13 protein-coding genes and 2 pseudogenes are annotated in these 15,355 nt (G+C 60.2%); 10 read left to right on the forward strand and 5 right to left on the reverse strand.

Annotated elements, in window-relative coordinates; genetic code table 11:
* The first annotated feature begins 288 nt into the window (after window positions 1–288).
* Window positions 289–956, forward strand: a pseudogene (locus QA640_RS43930) (haloacid dehalogenase type II).
* Between the two features lie 209 nt (window positions 957–1,165).
* Here the strand turns inward: QA640_RS43930 and QA640_RS43935 are convergent.
* Window positions 1,166–1,648, reverse strand: coding sequence for a GNAT family N-acetyltransferase (locus tag QA640_RS43935; protein ID WP_283043860.1), 483 nt, complete (start codon window positions 1,646–1,648; stop codon window positions 1,166–1,168).
* A 670-nt stretch (window positions 1,649–2,318) separates the two neighbouring features.
* On the opposite strand from QA640_RS43935, the gene QA640_RS43940 reads away from it, so the two are divergent.
* The 9 genes from QA640_RS43940 (at window position 2,319) to QA640_RS43980 (ending at window position 10,664) form a co-directional block, all read left to right on the forward strand.
* Window positions 2,319–2,975, forward strand: coding sequence for an aldo/keto reductase (locus tag QA640_RS43940; protein ID WP_283043565.1), 657 nt, complete (start codon window positions 2,319–2,321; stop codon window positions 2,973–2,975).
* A 129-nt stretch (window positions 2,976–3,104) separates the two neighbouring features.
* On the forward strand, window positions 3,105–4,310 hold the full coding sequence (locus tag QA640_RS43945; protein WP_283043566.1) for an ABC transporter substrate-binding protein: 1,206 nt from the start codon (window positions 3,105–3,107) through the stop codon (window positions 4,308–4,310).
* Between the two features lie 148 nt (window positions 4,311–4,458).
* Window positions 4,459–5,328, forward strand: a complete 870-nt coding sequence (locus tag QA640_RS43950; protein ID WP_283043567.1) for a branched-chain amino acid ABC transporter permease — start codon at window positions 4,459–4,461, stop codon at window positions 5,326–5,328.
* The gene (locus QA640_RS43955) at window positions 5,321–6,406 is read left to right on the forward strand and encodes a branched-chain amino acid ABC transporter permease (protein ID WP_283043568.1); all 1,086 of its coding nucleotides are present in this window, start codon (window positions 5,321–5,323) and stop codon (window positions 6,404–6,406) included. The genes QA640_RS43950 and QA640_RS43955 overlap by 8 nt, the downstream gene beginning before the upstream one ends.
* Window positions 6,407–6,408: 2 nt before the next feature.
* Window positions 6,409–7,128, forward strand: coding sequence for an ABC transporter ATP-binding protein (locus QA640_RS43960; RefSeq protein ID WP_283043569.1), 720 nt, complete (start codon window positions 6,409–6,411; stop codon window positions 7,126–7,128).
* A complete protein-coding gene (locus QA640_RS43965; RefSeq protein WP_283043570.1) occupies window positions 7,125–7,883 on the forward strand; it encodes an ABC transporter ATP-binding protein in 759 nt (252 codons plus the stop codon). Before QA640_RS43960 ends, QA640_RS43965 begins: the two co-directional genes overlap by 4 nt.
* A gap of 47 nt (window positions 7,884–7,930) precedes the next feature.
* Window positions 7,931–8,632 (forward strand): FadR/GntR family transcriptional regulator, encoded by a 702-nt coding sequence (locus QA640_RS43970; RefSeq protein ID WP_283043571.1) that lies wholly within the window; start codon window positions 7,931–7,933, stop codon window positions 8,630–8,632.
* A gap of 119 nt (window positions 8,633–8,751) precedes the next feature.
* Entirely contained in the window at window positions 8,752–9,984 is a 1,233-nt protein-coding gene (locus QA640_RS43975; protein WP_283043572.1) for a hypothetical protein, read from the forward strand.
* Window positions 9,981–10,664 carry a prolyl oligopeptidase family serine peptidase gene (locus tag QA640_RS43980; protein ID WP_283043573.1) on the forward strand — a complete coding sequence of 228 codons (684 nt, stop codon included), beginning with the start codon at window positions 9,981–9,983 and terminating at the stop codon, window positions 10,662–10,664. Before QA640_RS43975 ends, QA640_RS43980 begins: the two co-directional genes overlap by 4 nt.
* 158 nt (window positions 10,665–10,822) lie before the next feature.
* Here QA640_RS43980 and QA640_RS43985 read toward each other — a convergent pair whose 3' ends face one another.
* From QA640_RS43985 to QA640_RS44000, 4 genes and pseudogenes are all read right to left on the reverse strand, one after another.
* On the reverse strand, window positions 10,823–11,062 hold the full coding sequence (locus QA640_RS43985) for a hypothetical protein (protein WP_283043901.1): 240 nt from the start codon (window positions 11,060–11,062) through the stop codon (window positions 10,823–10,825).
* Window positions 11,063–11,384: 322 nt separating this feature from the next.
* A protein-coding gene (locus QA640_RS43990) for an IS630 family transposase (protein ID WP_283043574.1) occupies window positions 11,385–12,327 on the reverse strand; the annotation gives its coding sequence in 2 pieces (ribosomal slippage) (window positions 11,385–11,990 and window positions 11,992–12,327; 942 coding nt in all).
* 951 nt (window positions 12,328–13,278) lie between these two features.
* A pseudogene (locus tag QA640_RS43995) lies at window positions 13,279–14,458 on the reverse strand (IS91 family transposase).
* A gap of 6 nt (window positions 14,459–14,464) precedes the next feature.
* Window positions 14,465–15,325 (reverse strand): site-specific integrase, encoded by an 861-nt coding sequence (locus tag QA640_RS44000; RefSeq protein WP_283043575.1) that lies wholly within the window; start codon window positions 15,323–15,325, stop codon window positions 14,465–14,467.
* Window positions 15,326–15,355: the final 30 nt, after the last annotated feature.

Here is a 15,355-nt window from a genome sequence, read left to right on the forward strand (position 1 = left end):
AGACTGAAGGTGCGCTGGTCATTCCGCGGACGGTAGAGACCACGGACAGTTTTTCGGCTGATTCCGAGATTTGGAATTTGTGTGCCGGGAGGTGGTGCGCACGCGCGGGAAGAGCGAGGCGCTGGGGCAGTTGTGCTGGCCAAAGTTGCAAAAAGAGCTTTTGTGTGCAGGCCAGGCAACTTCATCGGCAGCAAATTTCGCGTCTGAAATGAGAGTAATCACCTCGCTCGGAGTGTGATTGAACGTGAACTCGCGAGCTCGCTTTCGCAGCAATTGGGGAGAGACACCATGTCCATCTACCGGCCCAAATACATCAGCTTCGACTGCTACGGAACGCTGACCAACTTCCGAATGGCCGAGATGGCCCGTAAAATCTTTCCTGACCGCGTGCCGGCAGACCGGATGGAGGCGTTCGTCAAGGACTTCGCCGGCTACCGTCTCGATGAAGTGCTCGGCGCGTGGAAGCCATACCGCGAGGTGGTCCACAATTCGATCGAGCGGACGTGCAAACGCTGGGGCGTCGAGTTCCGCCCAGAAGAGGCGCTGCGTGTCTACCATCGATTCCGACCTGGGGCCCGCATCCGGACGTGCCGGATGGACTGGCGAGGATCGCTGACAAAATCCCGCTGGTGATCCTGTCGAACGCCATGAACGAGCAGATTCACGACAATGTGCGTCTGCTGGGCGCCCGCTTTCACGCGGTATACACGGCCGAGCAGGCGCAAGCCTACAAGCCGAGGTCGCAAGCGTTCGAATATATGTTCGACCAGCTTGGCTGCGATCCGAAGGATATCATGCACGTCTCGTCGAGCTTCCGCTACGATCAGCAGCCAGCAACCGATCTCGGCATCGGCGTACGAGTCTTCGTCGGGCGCGGGCACGAGCCCTCCAGCCCGTTTTACCGTGACTTGGAGATTCCCCACATCGGATGCCTCCCGGCGGTGGTCGGCTTGTGATAGGCAAGGCGTCATAGCAGTTCGACGGCGCCGCCGTTCGGCGCCGGGACTGGTGAAGGGCGCCAATGCCACATCATTATCATTTCTCTGCGGATCCACCGCGAGCAGACAGCCGTCGGTCACATTCAAACATCCTGTTCGGAGAAGCTCCGACAGGTAAACGTGGGTCGCGAAGTCCGGATAACAGCATTGAGCCAGGCGATTCGCCGCTACAGCTTCAGAAACATGACAAGTGCATCCGCATACTCGCCGGACGGTCTCTGAAAGGCGTCCGGCAATCGTCCTACCTCCTCGAATCCCATTCCACGCCACAAGATGATGGCCCGGCTGTTTGTGCTTACGACGAAGTTGAATTGCATGGCGCGGAAGCCCCGCCGGCGCGCCTCCTCAAGCGAATGCGCGCACATTGCGCGGGCGGCGCCTTTCCCGCGAGCCTCGGCCCGCGTCATGTAACCGCAATTGGCAACGTGGGACCCGCCGCCGAGTTGATTGGCTCGCAGGTAGTAGGTGCCGACCAAGCTCCCATTATCCTCGGCTACGAAGGCGTCCCGGTCGGGACCGGTCCAGTAACGTATCGCCTCTGACTTCGTCATGTCGGTTGGCAACGCATAGGTCTCGCCTGCCCGAATAACCGGGCCGATGATCTCCCAAATGGCCTCAGGATCGCGTTGCGTCGCCTGTCGAATATTCAACCAATCCTCCGATGTTAAACTATCTCGTCGCCGCGGCTGCGTTGTTTTGATCGGATTGTCGATCCGAAGGGCTTCGCTTGTGGTTTTTTTTGCCCGCGACAAGAGCGTCGTTCACATCGATATACGCGCGCACCGGCATCCGCAAGCATCAACGGGAAAGCAATTCGGCATCAGGAGCAATTCGGTTGCACGATCAGCATCGGTCTGCACCGCGGCATACTCTATACGTTCCGCTCCTTTCTCTACGGCCGCGACGTCTGGATCGCCTCGCAACTGCAGAGTGCATCGGCTAAGCTCTTGGGGAGCGAGGAGAACGGCATCTAGTCCGCAGCGCGCTGTTCGGCACTCCATCGCATAACCGGCTTGAGCCCGTCACGCTGCTCCCGTTGCCACGGTCTCTTGCCGGGATAGAGGTCTATCGCTTGTGCCAATGAGGGGCCCGACTGGTAGCGGGACACAACGGAGCACTGAGCTAATCCCGGGGCGTCCCCTCTCGGCTGACAACGCACCGCAACGCAAACTGAGGATTGTCCGGGGTTGGTCGCCGCGACGCTCACTATCAATTGTCGAATAAAGAAGACCGATTCTAGGCTGGCCGGCGCTTCCGAAGATGCATTGGGCGGGGCCGCTCGAGCTGCTTCCGGTTTTCGACTACAGCTACGACGGCGTCATGCGCTCGATCGAGCAATCGGTGATACGTCTTGGCTTCGAGCAAATCGACGTACTTTTCATTCATGACGTTGATCGCTGGACGCAGGGGAAGGATTTTCCTCGCACGTTTGCAGCCGCGATGGAGGGGGCGTATCGTGCGCTCGACGATCTGCGAAAGCATGGCTCCGTCAAGGCGATCGGCGTTGGGATAAACGAAGCCGACGTTGCTGCCGATTTTCTCCGGGCAGGCGACTTCGACTGCGTCATGCTCGCCGGGCGGTACACGCTCCTCGATCAAAGCGCGCTCGATGTGTTCATGCCATTGGCGAAATCACGCGGTGTGGATGTGTTCATGGCCGCGGTGTTCAACTCGGGCGTGCTGGCGAAACCGACCGCGAAAGACGTCACTTACGACTATGCGGTTGCGTCTGACGAGATTGTCGGCCGTGCAAGGCGCATCGCAGCGATCTGCGGCGAGTTCAATGTCCCGATCGAAGCAGCGGCGATTCAATTTCCGCGAGGCTACCCCGCTGTCAAGACCGTCGTCCTGGGGATGAGCAAACCTGATCGAATCCGGCAGAACCTGAATTGGTGCTCGATGAAGATTCCGTCGGCGCTTTGGGATCGCCTCAAGGAGGAACGGCTCATTAGAGAGGATGCGCCATCGCCCGCCTAGGGCACGACGAGTCAATCCTTCTTCGGAAGACATTTGACTCCAAATTGGTAGGGCCATAGGCTGACTCTAATCGGCCGTTGCGTTATACGGTCCGAGGGAGGACGACCAATGAGGCGAGCATTATGGAGCATGGTCGCGGCCGCGGCGCTCGTCGCCGCCACTGGAGCCAAGGCCGAGGACACGGTCAAAATCGGGGTCAACGCCGCTTTGACCGGGACGTTCGTGTCGGCCGGCAACACCATCCACAACGGTGTCAAGTTGGCTGTTAAGCAGATCAATGACGCCGGCGGCTTCGTGGTGAATGGCAAGACTTACAAACTCGAGCCCATTTACCGAGACAATCGCACGGACGTGAACACGGCAATTGCGAACGCACGGGAGCTGGTGGACGACATCGGCGTCAAGGCGATCTGGGGCACCGAGAGCCACGATTTCTCGATCGCCATGACCAAGATCACCAATCCGGCGAAAGTCATCCAGTTTACCGGCAACAGTTCGCTCGGCTGCTGCCTCACCGAGGACTCGACGAAACCCGGAGGCGCGCTGCACTATACCTTCCAGACCGAGCCGCAGGAGTTTCAGCGGAGCGGCAGCACCGCCAAAGGCGTGCTGACGCTTCTCGAGCCGCTGCTGGGATACAAGCCAAAAACGTCAGTCGTCTTCGTCCAAGACGACGCGGGCGGGCAATACCTCTCGTCGCACTATGAGCTGGCGCTGAAGGCCAACGGGCAGCAGACCGACTTGATAAGGTATCCGCCGGAGACGAAGGATTTCACACCCTTGCTTACCCGGGTAAAGGCGAATAAGCCCGATGTCGTGCACATTTGGTACAACGGCGATTACGTGATGATCGCCTATCCCCAGGCGGTTCAGCTCAACGTCGCGCCTTCCTACTTCCTATTCGGCGTCGATCCAGGGGTCTGGAAGGAACGGAACCTAAAATCCACAGTGCCGATCACCCTGAGCTGCGTTCCCGTATGTTGGGGCGCCCCGCCCTTCCAAGGAGCCAAGGACTACTTCGATCAGTACTTCGCCCTCGGCGCTCCGAAAGGTGTCCAGTCCTCGGTGTCTCTGCTGTACTACGATTATGTCGGAATGTTCGTGAAGGCTATGCAAGCCGCAGGCACCGTCGACGACACCGACAAGATCGTCGCCGAGCTTGAGAAGATGAAATACCAGGGCGTGGTGTCGCAGGTTCCGCTGTATTTCAACGACAAGCATCAGGTGACCTTTGCGACCGAGGTGTGTCTCGTCATGCCCAACACTTCGGATCAGTTCAAATGCGCCGTCGAACAGCCGCCGGAGACCCCGCCTCCAGGCGATCCTGGCGGTTGAGGCGCACTGTTAAATCACGGCGCTCACAAGCAGTCGCCGATCACCTTACGAAAAGCGATAGGACCTGAGGCGGACCGCAAATCGCCGATTCGCCTCAAGGTCCAGAGGTTTTCGTTGCGAAAAGTGCTTTGGATCCTAGAGTAAGGCCATGGAGACTTTCCTCCAGGAATTGGTCAACAGCCTTTCTGTCGCCAGCGTCATCATTCTGATGGGCATTGGCGTGACGCTCATATTTGGATTGACCGGTATCATCAATTTCGCCCACGGCGAATTTCTCATGCTCGGGGGCATCGGGGTCTGGGTTCTCGTCGAAAATGGCGTGGGCTACGTTCCGGCCGTTCTGATCGCGGTCGCGCTCGTTGGCCTGCTCGGGTTCCTATTGGAGCGGGGGCTTTTTCAGTTCACGTTGCTCCGCCCAAACAATGGTTTCATGGCCTCACTCGGCCTGTCGATCGTGATCCAGCACGTTGTCATCCGCATCTGGAACTCGTTCTCGAAGAGCATTCCGGAACCGTTGCCCGGCGTCTGGCAGATCGGTGAGATACGCTTCATCAAGATGCGCGTGGTGGTTGTCGTCATCACCGCCATCGTCGTCGCAGTCACGTTCTTCACGATCTCTCGCAGCCGATACGGGCTTGCGCTCCGCGCCAGCCTGGCAGACCGACAGACTGCGGCCCTGATGGGGATCCCTATCCGGCGCTATATCACCGTGATCTTCGCCTATGGCAGTGCCATCGCCGGTCTCGGCGGTGCGCTTACGATCGCCCTGTTCCCGATTACGCCGTTCGTCGGATCCGAGATGATCATGCTTGGGTTCGCTGTCTCGCTTATCGCCGGACTTGGCAATGTCGCAGGCGTCGTTGGAGCTGGACTGATCCTGGGACTCGTCAACGGGCTCAGCGGCGCGTATGGGACCCCGGAATGGACCAACGCCTATACGTTTGGGCTGATGATCCTGATCCTCATCTTCCGACCGCAAGGGTTGTTTGGCGGCACGATGGGGCCGGCGATTGAATAAGGATGCTTCATCCGCAGTCGCCGTTGCGACAGCGTCCACCCGCCGGCCGATCCAGGAGCGGCGTCGCCAATTCTGGCCGTCGCGCGAGCTGATGGTCGTAGCCGCGCTGGTCGTATTTGGGGTGCTGGTTCTGCCCTGGCTCAATCCCGGCTATCGAATCCTATCGTTCGCCATTACCACCGGCGTCACAGCGATCGTGCTCTATGGGATGGCGATTCCGTTCGGTCAGGCCGGGATCATGTCCTTGGGGTACGCCGGTCTCATGGGCTTCGGCGCCTATACTGCGGCCATCCTTTCACGCGACTTCGGCATGAACATGTGGGAGGCGATGCCATTCTCGGCCGTCGTTGCGGCGGTGTGCGCGGGGCTGTTCGGCCTCCCTTCGCTTAGGATCAGTGGGCACCACTTCGCCATCACGACCTACGTTATGTGCGAGCTCTTGCGGATTTCTCTAATCAACGGCGGCAAGTTCACTGGCGCGGCGACCGGGCTTGACGTGCCGCCGGTCGGCACCGTTCTGGGCGTTAATTTCAACAAGTTGGGCAACGCATACCTGCTCGTGGCGGCATTCATGCTTGCAAGCATGCTGATCGCCTACCTCATTGCGAACTCGAAGTACGGGCGGACGTTGCGCTCGATCCGCGAGAACGAGCAGCTGGCGAGATCGGTCGGCATAAACACCAACCTGTACAAGGTCGGAGCGTTCATGCTGAGCGGCCTGTTCGCGGGCGTCGGGGGCGATCTGCAAGCCTACAACTTTCGCCACATTTCGCCGGACCTCTACGGCGGCGCGACCAGTCTCTACTTCGCCCTCATGGTAATGCTCGGCGGACCGCGGACCATTTTCGGCCCCTTGACCGGAGCCGTGATCGTGACGTTCCTGCCGGAAGTGATGCGGGTCGATCCGGTCGATTCGCGCATCGCCTATGGCCTCGCCCTTATCGCGGTGATCATGCTGCTGCCGGGAGGAATCATCGCGGTGCTTGAGCGCGGCTACCAGTGGGGTGTCGCCGCTGTTCACGGCGCTCGAACGTCAGTGAGCCGGCGCCTCTCGAGCTTGAGAGGCGCCCCGAGGTGACCGTGCTCGAGATCATCGGCCTCCGAAAGAAATTTGGCGGCGTCGTCGCGCTCGCCGGCGTCGATGTGACAATCAAGTCCGACGTGATACTCGGCGTCATCGGACCCAACGGCTCCGGCAAGACGACACTGTTTAACTCAATATGCGGCGTCTATCGTCCTGACGGCGGGACCGTGCGCTGGGAAGGAACCGACATTACCGGCAGGCCGGCTTTCGCAATTGGCCGCCTAGGCATCGGGCGCACCTTCCAGCAGGCGATGTCCTTCCCGGCTCTGTCGGCCCGCGAGAACGTGCAGATTGCGATCGAGCACGGGTCGAGGCGGCGGCATAATGGGATACGACCATGGACTTCGCCGGACGAACTGCTTGACTTCGTCGGCCTAGGAGCGTTCGCCGAGGACAGCGCGAATTCCATGCCGTTCGGCAATTTGCGTCGGCTCGGCATCGCCGTCGCCCTCGGGTCGTACCCATCGCAATTGCTGCTGGACGAGCCGGCCGCAGGGCTCAATGAAGGCGAGAGTGTTGAACTCATTCAACTCATTCGCCGCGCGCACCAGCTGGGCGTCGGCGTCTGCGTGATCGATCACCACGTAGGCATGATGTCCGAGCTTTGCAACCATCTGGTTGTGCTGCATTTCGGGACCAAGATTGCCGACGGTCCGACTGATGCGGTCCTAAACGATCCAAAGGTGATCGAGGTCTACCTAGGGGGACGACAATGAGCCTCCTCCGCGTGGAAGACCTGTGGACCGCTTATGGACCCATCGTGGTCAACCGCAGTGTATCGCTGACAGTGGGTGAGGCGGAGATCGTGACGATCATCGGCTCTAACGGCGCAGGCAAGTCAACGCTGCTCAAAACAATAGCGGGGCTGAAACGTCCGAAGAGCGGTTCCATTCGCCTTGGGGAGAAGGACGTCACCGGGCTATACGCCGATAAGATGGCCCGGATCGGCGTCGTTCTCGTGCCCGAGGGCCGCCGTATCTTCCCTGACATCACCGTCCGCGACAACCTGCGTCTCGGCGGGTACGCCCGCTACGACCCGGCGGGCGTTGAAGAAGACATCGCGGTCATGGAATCTATCTTTCCTGTGCTGTTGGAGAAGCGGGAAGCGAAGGGGTCCGACCTCAGTGGTGGCCAGCAGCAGATGCTGGCCATCGCGCGAGGTCTCATGGCCAAGCCGCGCGTTCTGCTTCTTGACGAACCGTCGCTTGGATTGGCGCCAATCGTCGTGAATGAGGTCAGTACGATCATCAAGTCCGTACGCGACAGGTTCGGCGCAGCGGTGCTACTTGTCGAGCAGAACGCAAGTCTGGCGTTGGCGGTCGCCGATCGCGGCTACATCATGCAGACGGGGCGCATCGTCGCCGAAGGCCTCATCGAGCAGCTGAGGGATTTGGACTTGGTCCGGGAAACCTATCTCGGCGATCGCCACGGCCGACGGGACCGACAGGGCAAGCCACAAGCGGCGCGATGACTTTGGAAACCACGCGCAGTCGCCCCCGCAGACCGGCGAGTTCAAGCTTGGTTAAGACTGTGGGCCGGGCCCCGAGTCTCCCTTCGCAGGTCGCCCGCCTGATATCCGACGAAATTCTGGCCGGTCGGTTCAAACCAGGCGATCGTCTACCGACGGAACGCGAACTCGCGGAGACGTTCGGCGTCAGCCGCAATGTGGTTCGCGAGGCAATCGCCAAATTGCGATTCGAAGGGGCGGTGGAGCCCCGCCAAGGGTCCGGCGTCTTTGTGCTGGGCAACAAGGCGCACTTGGCGCTGCGCATCGACACCGAGATTTGGCGTGACACGAGACTGTTCTCGAATCTCCTCGAATTGCGGTCCATCCTGGAGGTCGAGGCTGCGGGGCTGGCCGCGGCCCGCCGCACTCGGAGCCAGCTTGCCGAAATAAAAAAGGCGCTGCAGGAGCTGCGTCCCCAGGCTCTAGGGTACTCAGTCGACGCAGATCTTGAGTTCCACAGGGCGATCGCTCGCGCGAGTGACAATGCGTATGTCGCTACTTTCGTCAATTTCATTTCCGAGCACGTCCGCACAAGCATCGCCAAGGCCAATGAACGCATCGACGGCCCTACGCGCGCCCGCACCAACGAGCAGGAGCATGCCGCCATCTACGAAGCAATAAAGGACAAGGACGTCGTACGCGCGCGAAAGTGCATGAGGCAGCACATCGCGAACGCCATGGAGCGCTTGGGCCTGGTTGAAGGTCGCCGTTAAGGAGGTCGGGTTCTCGGCAGCCGCGATGGCCCTGATTCGTGCCGGCATAGCTCAGATGCGTTATCCGGTGGAGCGACCGTTAATGCGAGTCATAAACCCAACTGCGACGGAGAAGCTTCATGGTGGGTCAGCAGATCAGTAGTTTCGGATCCTGGACCTCCCCCATCACAGCCGGCGTGGCTGTGGCCGAAACCGGATCACTCTCGGAGCCGCGGATTGACGGCGACAATATCTACTGGATCGAGGGGAGACCCCTCGAGAAGGGCCGCAACGCCGTGGTGGCCAGAGCCGCCGACGGCACGATCAGAGACATTACGCCGTCCACCTTCGACGCGAGATCGCAGGTCTATAGCTACGGTGGGGGCGCCTATGCCGTCAGCAACAACGTCGTGTATTTCGCCAATTTCGGCGACAATCAAATCTACCAGCAGGTTGCGGGCGGCGTTCCGACGAAAATCACGTCGAGTGCGAATTGCTTGTTTGCAGACATTTGCGTCGACGCCGCTCGAAATCGGCTAATCGCGATCAAAGAGGAACGCCCGAACGGTGACATCATCAAAGCGATCCATACGCTGGTCGCCATCGACATCGCGACGGGCCGTGAAGCAACGCTCGACAGCGGATGTGACTTCTACTCGTCGCCGACGCTCAACGTCGATGGGTCAAAACTTGCGTGGCTAAGCTGGCAACATCCAAACATGCCGTGGACTTCCACCTATCTGAATGTCGCAGGTCTCGATCAGGCAGGCACGCTGGCAGACAAACAAATAGTCCAGGGCGGTTCCGAATCGATATTTCAGCCACAATGGTCGCCGGACGGGAGGCTCTACTTCATTTCCGACCGCACAGATTTCTGGAACCTGTATCGTTGGAACACCTCTGGCGTGGAGCACATCTTGGCTCGAGACGTGGAATTCGGTGTCCCTCAGTGGCTGCTCGGCCTCTCGACCTACGCGTTTATGTCACCCAACATTCTGATCTACTCGTTTGTCCAAAACGGTAGATGGCGCCTGGGCCGACTAGAATTGCCGACATTGATCGCTCACGACTATCCGATGGAATTTTCTTCCTTGTCGGGTGTGCATGCGACGGCAACGACTATAGTGATCCGTTATGCCACCATGACATCGCCGCCGGCAATCGCGACCGTCGATGTGAACACGGGAGCGGTTTCGCCGATCAAGCTCCTGGTCTCATCAGCCAGCTTGCAAGAATTCCAGAACTACTTTTCGACGCCGCAATCGATCGAATTTCGAACAGGCGATGGCGAAATTGCCCATGCCTTCTATTATCCTCCCTACAATCCAGACTGGCGAGCGCCAGCCTCGGAAAAAAGCCTCCGTTACTCGTGAAAAGCCACGGCGGGCCAACCACCGCGACCGATTCGGCGCTCAATCTTTCGGCGCAATTCTGCACCAGTCGGGGATTCGGTGTTCTTGACGTGAATTATCGCGGAAGCACCGGGTATGGAAGGAAATACCGGGAGAGGCTTTACGGCCAGTGGGGTGTCATTGACGTCGTGGATTGCGTTTCGGGCGCGAAATTCCTTGCCGCTCGTGGCGATGTCGACGACGGAAAGCTAGCGGTCAGGGGCGGCAGCGCTGGCGGCTATACGACATTGTGCGGGCTCACCTTTCATACCGAGTTTGCCGCCGGTGCGAGCTACTACGGAATCAGTGATCTGGTTGCACTCGCCACCGAGACGCACAAGTTCGAGTTACACTACACCGACTGGCTCATTGAGCCATTTATGCCCGACAGCGCGCTTTACCACGACCGTTCGCCGATCAATTTCGCCGACAGGCTCTCCGCCCCAGTGATCTTTCTTCACGGTAAGGATGATCCTGTTGTGCCGATCAATCAGGCCCAAAGCATGTACTCTGCGCTTCAACGCCGAAACGTCCCGACTTGTCTGCTTATATTCCAGGACGAGAAGCACGGATTTCGTCAGTCCGCACATCTTCGCCAGGCGCTTGAAGCGGAGCTCCTGTTCTATTCCATGAACTTGACACGGGCCCCACTTACATCGTGATGTCGCACATTTGCGGCATCGGAGCCTACCCGCGACAGGTCGTGGCGAGAGTCGTGGAGACATGCGCAGTCCTGTAACTCGCTGGCCTTGCTGGTGCAGGAAGCCTTTAGGGCGCGACCCGCTCGGTGGCGACCTCTACGTGTTCCGCGGCTTCTTGATCACGACAGAACCTCGTCGCTGCAAAAGGGATTCGCGCGACTTATTGGCGCGACGTCCTGCTGTTCGTCGGCGGGATCAGCCGGTCGGAAAACGCTGTCGTATATCGCACGGGCTTCTCGAGTGAGGCGGAGTCGCTCGCGGTCAGATTTCGAGATGAACCGGACAACCTCGCCCATATTCGTCTCGAGATGCTGCTTTCCGCGATCAGATTTCGGGATGAACCGGACGACCTCGCCCATATCAGTCTCCAGATGCTGCCTTCTGATGAGGACCATTCCTCAGGCTATGCCTTTAAGGGTAGGCCGATCTGACTTAGCCAACTGTGCTGATTGTCACGTCAATTCGCGATTGAAGGTGTGCTTCATCGCCCAACAATAAGCCCGCTGCCAATTTGCAACGGGCTCTCGTCGCCTGTCGCGTTCTCGGCTCGCTCCCGCCCCTGAGGATGGCGCTGCGCTTGCCGCAAGCCTGGCACAAACGCGGCTTCAGCGAGCGCCTTTGCCTGTTCCAGACCCACCTGGCCCGTGACCCACCTGGCCCGTGACCTAGAGCGTGATGTTTTTATACGGAAACGTAGCCTGAGTTTTTGAGATAGTTGGCGCACTCTTCGGCAGAGAAGAGGTCGAGGAGTTCGCCGACTTTTCGCCAGGTTGCCTCGACGTCACGAGGCTCGGCAGTTCGGACCAGGTGTTTGAGTTTGGCAAAGACTTGCTCGATCGGATTAAGCTCTGGACTGTAGGGCGGCAGGAAGAGCAGATGCGCTCCCTTGGCGCGTATGGCGTCGCGGGCCGACTTGCCCTTGTGACTACCGAGATTGTCGAGGATGACGACTTCGCCCCTTGTCAGGGTGGGCGCCAGCACCTTTTCGACATAGAGCGTGAACAGCTCGCCATTGATGGGACAGTCAATGACCCAAGGCGCGCTGATGCGGTCGTGACGCAGCGCCGCGATGAAGGTCATGGTCTTCCAATGACCAAAAGGTGCATATGCTTGCAGGCGCTGCCCACAGGGTCCCCAGCCGCGCAGCGGCGCCATATTGGTCTTAATCCAGGTCTCGTCGATAAAGACCAGGCGCGAAGCATCGATCCTGCCTTGATGCGCCTTCCAGCGGGTCCGTTTACGGGCGACGTCGGGACGGTTTTGTTCGGTGGGATGAATTGTTTTTTTTGAAGCTTAACCCTTCGGTGTGAACAAAAGTCCACACCGCCCGCACGTCTGTCTTGATCCCGCGTGCGGCCAGTTCCTGCGTCAACTTGCGTAAGGTGAATGGCCCCGAGCGAATACGCTTGCGCAGCCAGTCGGCGTTGGCGTCCGACAGAACTCGCTTCTTGTGGCCGCCGATCTTGCCGGGGGCCAGGCTTCCGGTGTCCCGCCTCAGGTTCTTCCACTTCGTCACACAGGAGGGACTGATTTGGAGCGCCTCTGCGATCGAACGAACTGTCTCGCCCGCGTCAGCCCGTGCCAAGGCCCGTTCGCGAATGTCTTCCGAGTACGGTCGCGTCATCCATGCTGGCCTCCGTATCCCAGCACGGAGTTTTGAATCAGAAATCAACCCTTCTGGGAATCTTGAGGGTTCTGTGAGGTCGCGGGGCAAAGGCCAGCCGCGCGCCTGTCGTAGCGTGCGACCTCATAGAAGCCGGATTGAACGAAGCCGCGAAGTTGTGGGCGCTATGGGGATAGTGTCGCGGGTGCTGCTGCGGGGAATGCGCGGCTGTGGTCGCCGCGCGTCGGCGAGACATTCATTGGATGTGAGCGGCCCGATTGATCGGGCCAAGGGCGCGATCCAGCGAGCGATCTGCTGCGCTGGGATGCGTGGCCGAACGATTGGCGAGGTGTTCGGTGACGAGCGCGGCCACGGCGACTTCGGACGTTGCCACCGCGAAGGTGATCCCGAAAGGGGTGGACAGCGCAGGCGCTGGTCATGACGTATCACAACGAAACGGATGGTCGTGGCAGGCTCGCGGGACGACATCGACGCGCCGCATGGTGCCGCCACAATGCGGGCAGACGGGGATCTCACATTTGGTGAGGGGATCGTCGCCGGCTTCTCGATCCGTCGGAGCGTTGCGGACAGCAAGGAGTTGACGGCAGAGAGCGATTTTATCGTTGCGTCCGCCAGTCGCGGGGCAAAGGCCAGCCGCGCGCCTGTCGTAGCGTGCGACCTCATAGAAGCCGGATTGAACGAAGCCGCGAAGTTGTGGGCGCTATGGGGATAGTGCCGCGGGTGCTGCTGCGGGGAATGCGCGGCTGTGGTCGCCGCGCGTCGGCGAGACATTCATTGGATGTGAGCGGCCCGATTGATCGGGCCAAGGGCGCGATCCAGCGAGCGATCTGCTGCGCTGGGATGCGTGGCCGAACGATTGGCGAGGTGTTCGGTGACGAGCGCGGCCACGGCGACTTCGGACGTTGCCACCGCGAAGGTGATCCCGAAAGGGGTGGACAGCGCAGGCGCTGGTCATGACGTATCACAACGAAACGGATGGTCGTGGCAGGCTCGCGGGACGACATCGACGCGCCGCATGGTGCCGCCACAATGCGGGCAGACGGGGATCTCACATTTGGTGAGGGGATCGTCGCCGGCTTCTCGATCCGTCGGAGCGTTGCGGACAGCAAGGAGTTGACGGCAGAGAGCGATTTTATCGTTGCGTCCGCCATTGGCTAGGAAGCCGTAGTGGCGGATGCGGTGGAAGCTGTCCGGCAGGGTGTGCAGGAGAAAGCGACGAATGAACTCATCGGCCTTAAGCGTCATCACCTTGGCTTTACGATTCTGCCGATAGTCCTTCCAGGAAAAGCTCACCTTGCCGTCGGCAAGCGAGATCAGCCGACTGTTGGCGATGGCGACGCGATGCGTATAGCGGCCGAGATAAGCCAGCACCTGTTCGGGCCCGCCGAATGGCGGCTTGGCATAGACGACCCAGTCGATCCGTCGAAGTTGATTGAGGCGCGCGGCGAATGCAGCGGGATCGGCAAGATGGGCGAGAGCGCCAAAGAAGCCCAGCTCGCCAGCCGCGAAGGCAACTTGCAACTCTTGCAAAAATAGGCGGCGGAATAGCCGGGAGAGGACACGCACTGGCAGGAAGAAGCCGGGCCGGCAAGCGACCCAGCGCGTGCCGTCGAGCGAAGGTCCACCACCAGGCACGACGCAGTGGATATGCGGATGGTGTTGCAGGGTCTGGCCCCAAGTGTGGAGGACGGCGGTGACGCCGAGCTGAGCGCCGAAGATGCTTGGAGTCGGCCGCGATGGTGGCGAGCGTCTCGGCCGCGCAGCGGAACAGGATGGCATAGACGACAGCCTTGTTCTGGAAGGCGATCTCTCCAGCGGGGGCCGGCATGGTGAAGACGACGTGGAAATACGGTACGGGAAGGAGTTCGGCTTGTCGCTCGGCAAGCCATTGCGCGCGCGCCGAGCCCTGGCACTTCGGGCAATGCCGATTGCGACAGGAGTTGTAGGCGATGCGGGTGGCACCGCAGTCGTCGCATTGCTCGAGGTGGCCACCGAGCACAGCCGTCCGGCACGACGTGATCGCACCCATGATGCGCCGCTCGACGCGGCCCAGATGCCCGGCACGGGCTTGCCGAAACGCTTCGCCGTGGCGGCGGAAGATATCCGCCACTTCCAGAACCGGAGCCATCAGGTCCGCTCAGCCGGGCGGCACGACCTCCAGGCGGAGCCGGTCAAGTGGACTTGGCGTATTGCTGATGGTCTTTGTGGCGACTTGGGTATAGCGCGCCGTGCTGGCCAGACTGGCATGGCCGAGCAGCACCTGGATGATGCGCACGTCGGCCCCGTTCTCCAGGAGATGGGTCGCGAATGTGTGCCGCAGCGTATGCACTGTCACCGACTTGCTCAAGCCGGCCGCAGCACAGGCTGAACGGCAGGCGGCGTGCAGCACGTTGGGGACGAGCGGACGCTCGTCGTCGCGGCCGGGAAACAGCCATCGTTTTGGCCGAGTGAGCCGCCAATACGTCCGCAGAATCCTCAAAAGCTGCGGCGAGAGCATAACGTAACGGTCCTTGCCGCCCTTGCCGTGCTCGACCCGGATCAACATCCGTTGGCTATCAATGTCGACAACCTTCAAGAGGACCACTTCCGATACGCACAAGCCTGCGGCATAGACGGTGGTCAACGCGGTACGGCTCTTGAGGCTCGGGATTGCTTCCAGGAAGCGAACGACCTCGTCGGCGCTTAGCACGACCGGCAGTTTGCGTGGTTTACGCGCATAGGCGATGCGCTCCGGAACGGCGTCATGACCAAGCGTCACACCGTAGAAGAACCGCAGCGCGCAGACGATCTGGTTCAGCGCCGGCCAGGACATCCCTGTCGCAACCAGATGAATCTGGAAGGCACGGATATCCTCCAGGTCAAGGCGGTCCGGAGAACGACCGAAATATCGGCTCAACTTCGCTACGGCGTTGAGGTAGGATTGCTGCGTCGCCGGTGACAGATTGCGGACCGTCATGTCCTCGATCATGCGGCGGCGAAGTGGGCTGATCTCAGCCATCGGAAAACCTCCTGTCTAAAGGGTTGGGCT

The organism is Bradyrhizobium sp. CB82, from assembly GCF_029714405.1.
Lineage (GTDB): Bacteria > Pseudomonadota > Alphaproteobacteria > Rhizobiales > Xanthobacteraceae > Bradyrhizobium.

Excerpts from the sequence above, each read along its gene's own strand:
- QA640_RS43950 (WP_283043567.1), top strand. The coding sequence starts at position 4,459 with ATGGAGACTTTCCTCCAGGAATTGGTCAACAGCCTTTCTGTCGCCAGC.
- QA640_RS43975 (WP_283043572.1), top strand. The coding sequence starts at position 8,752 with ATGGTGGGTCAGCAGATCAGTAGTTTCGGATCCTGGACCTCCCCCATC.
- QA640_RS43945 (WP_283043566.1), top strand. The coding sequence starts at position 3,105 with ATGGTCGCGGCCGCGGCGCTCGTCGCCGCCACTGGAGCCAAGGCCGAG.
- QA640_RS43965 (WP_283043570.1), top strand. The coding sequence starts at position 7,125 with ATGAGCCTCCTCCGCGTGGAAGACCTGTGGACCGCTTATGGACCCATC.
- QA640_RS43940 (WP_283043565.1), top strand. The coding sequence starts at position 2,319 with ATGCGCTCGATCGAGCAATCGGTGATACGTCTTGGCTTCGAGCAAATC.
- QA640_RS44000 (WP_283043575.1), bottom strand. The coding sequence starts at position 15,325 with ATGGCTGAGATCAGCCCACTTCGCCGCCGCATGATCGAGGACATGACG.
- QA640_RS43985 (WP_283043901.1), bottom strand. The coding sequence starts at position 11,062 with ATGGGCGAGGTCGTCCGGTTCATCCCGAAATCTGATCGCGGAAAGCAG.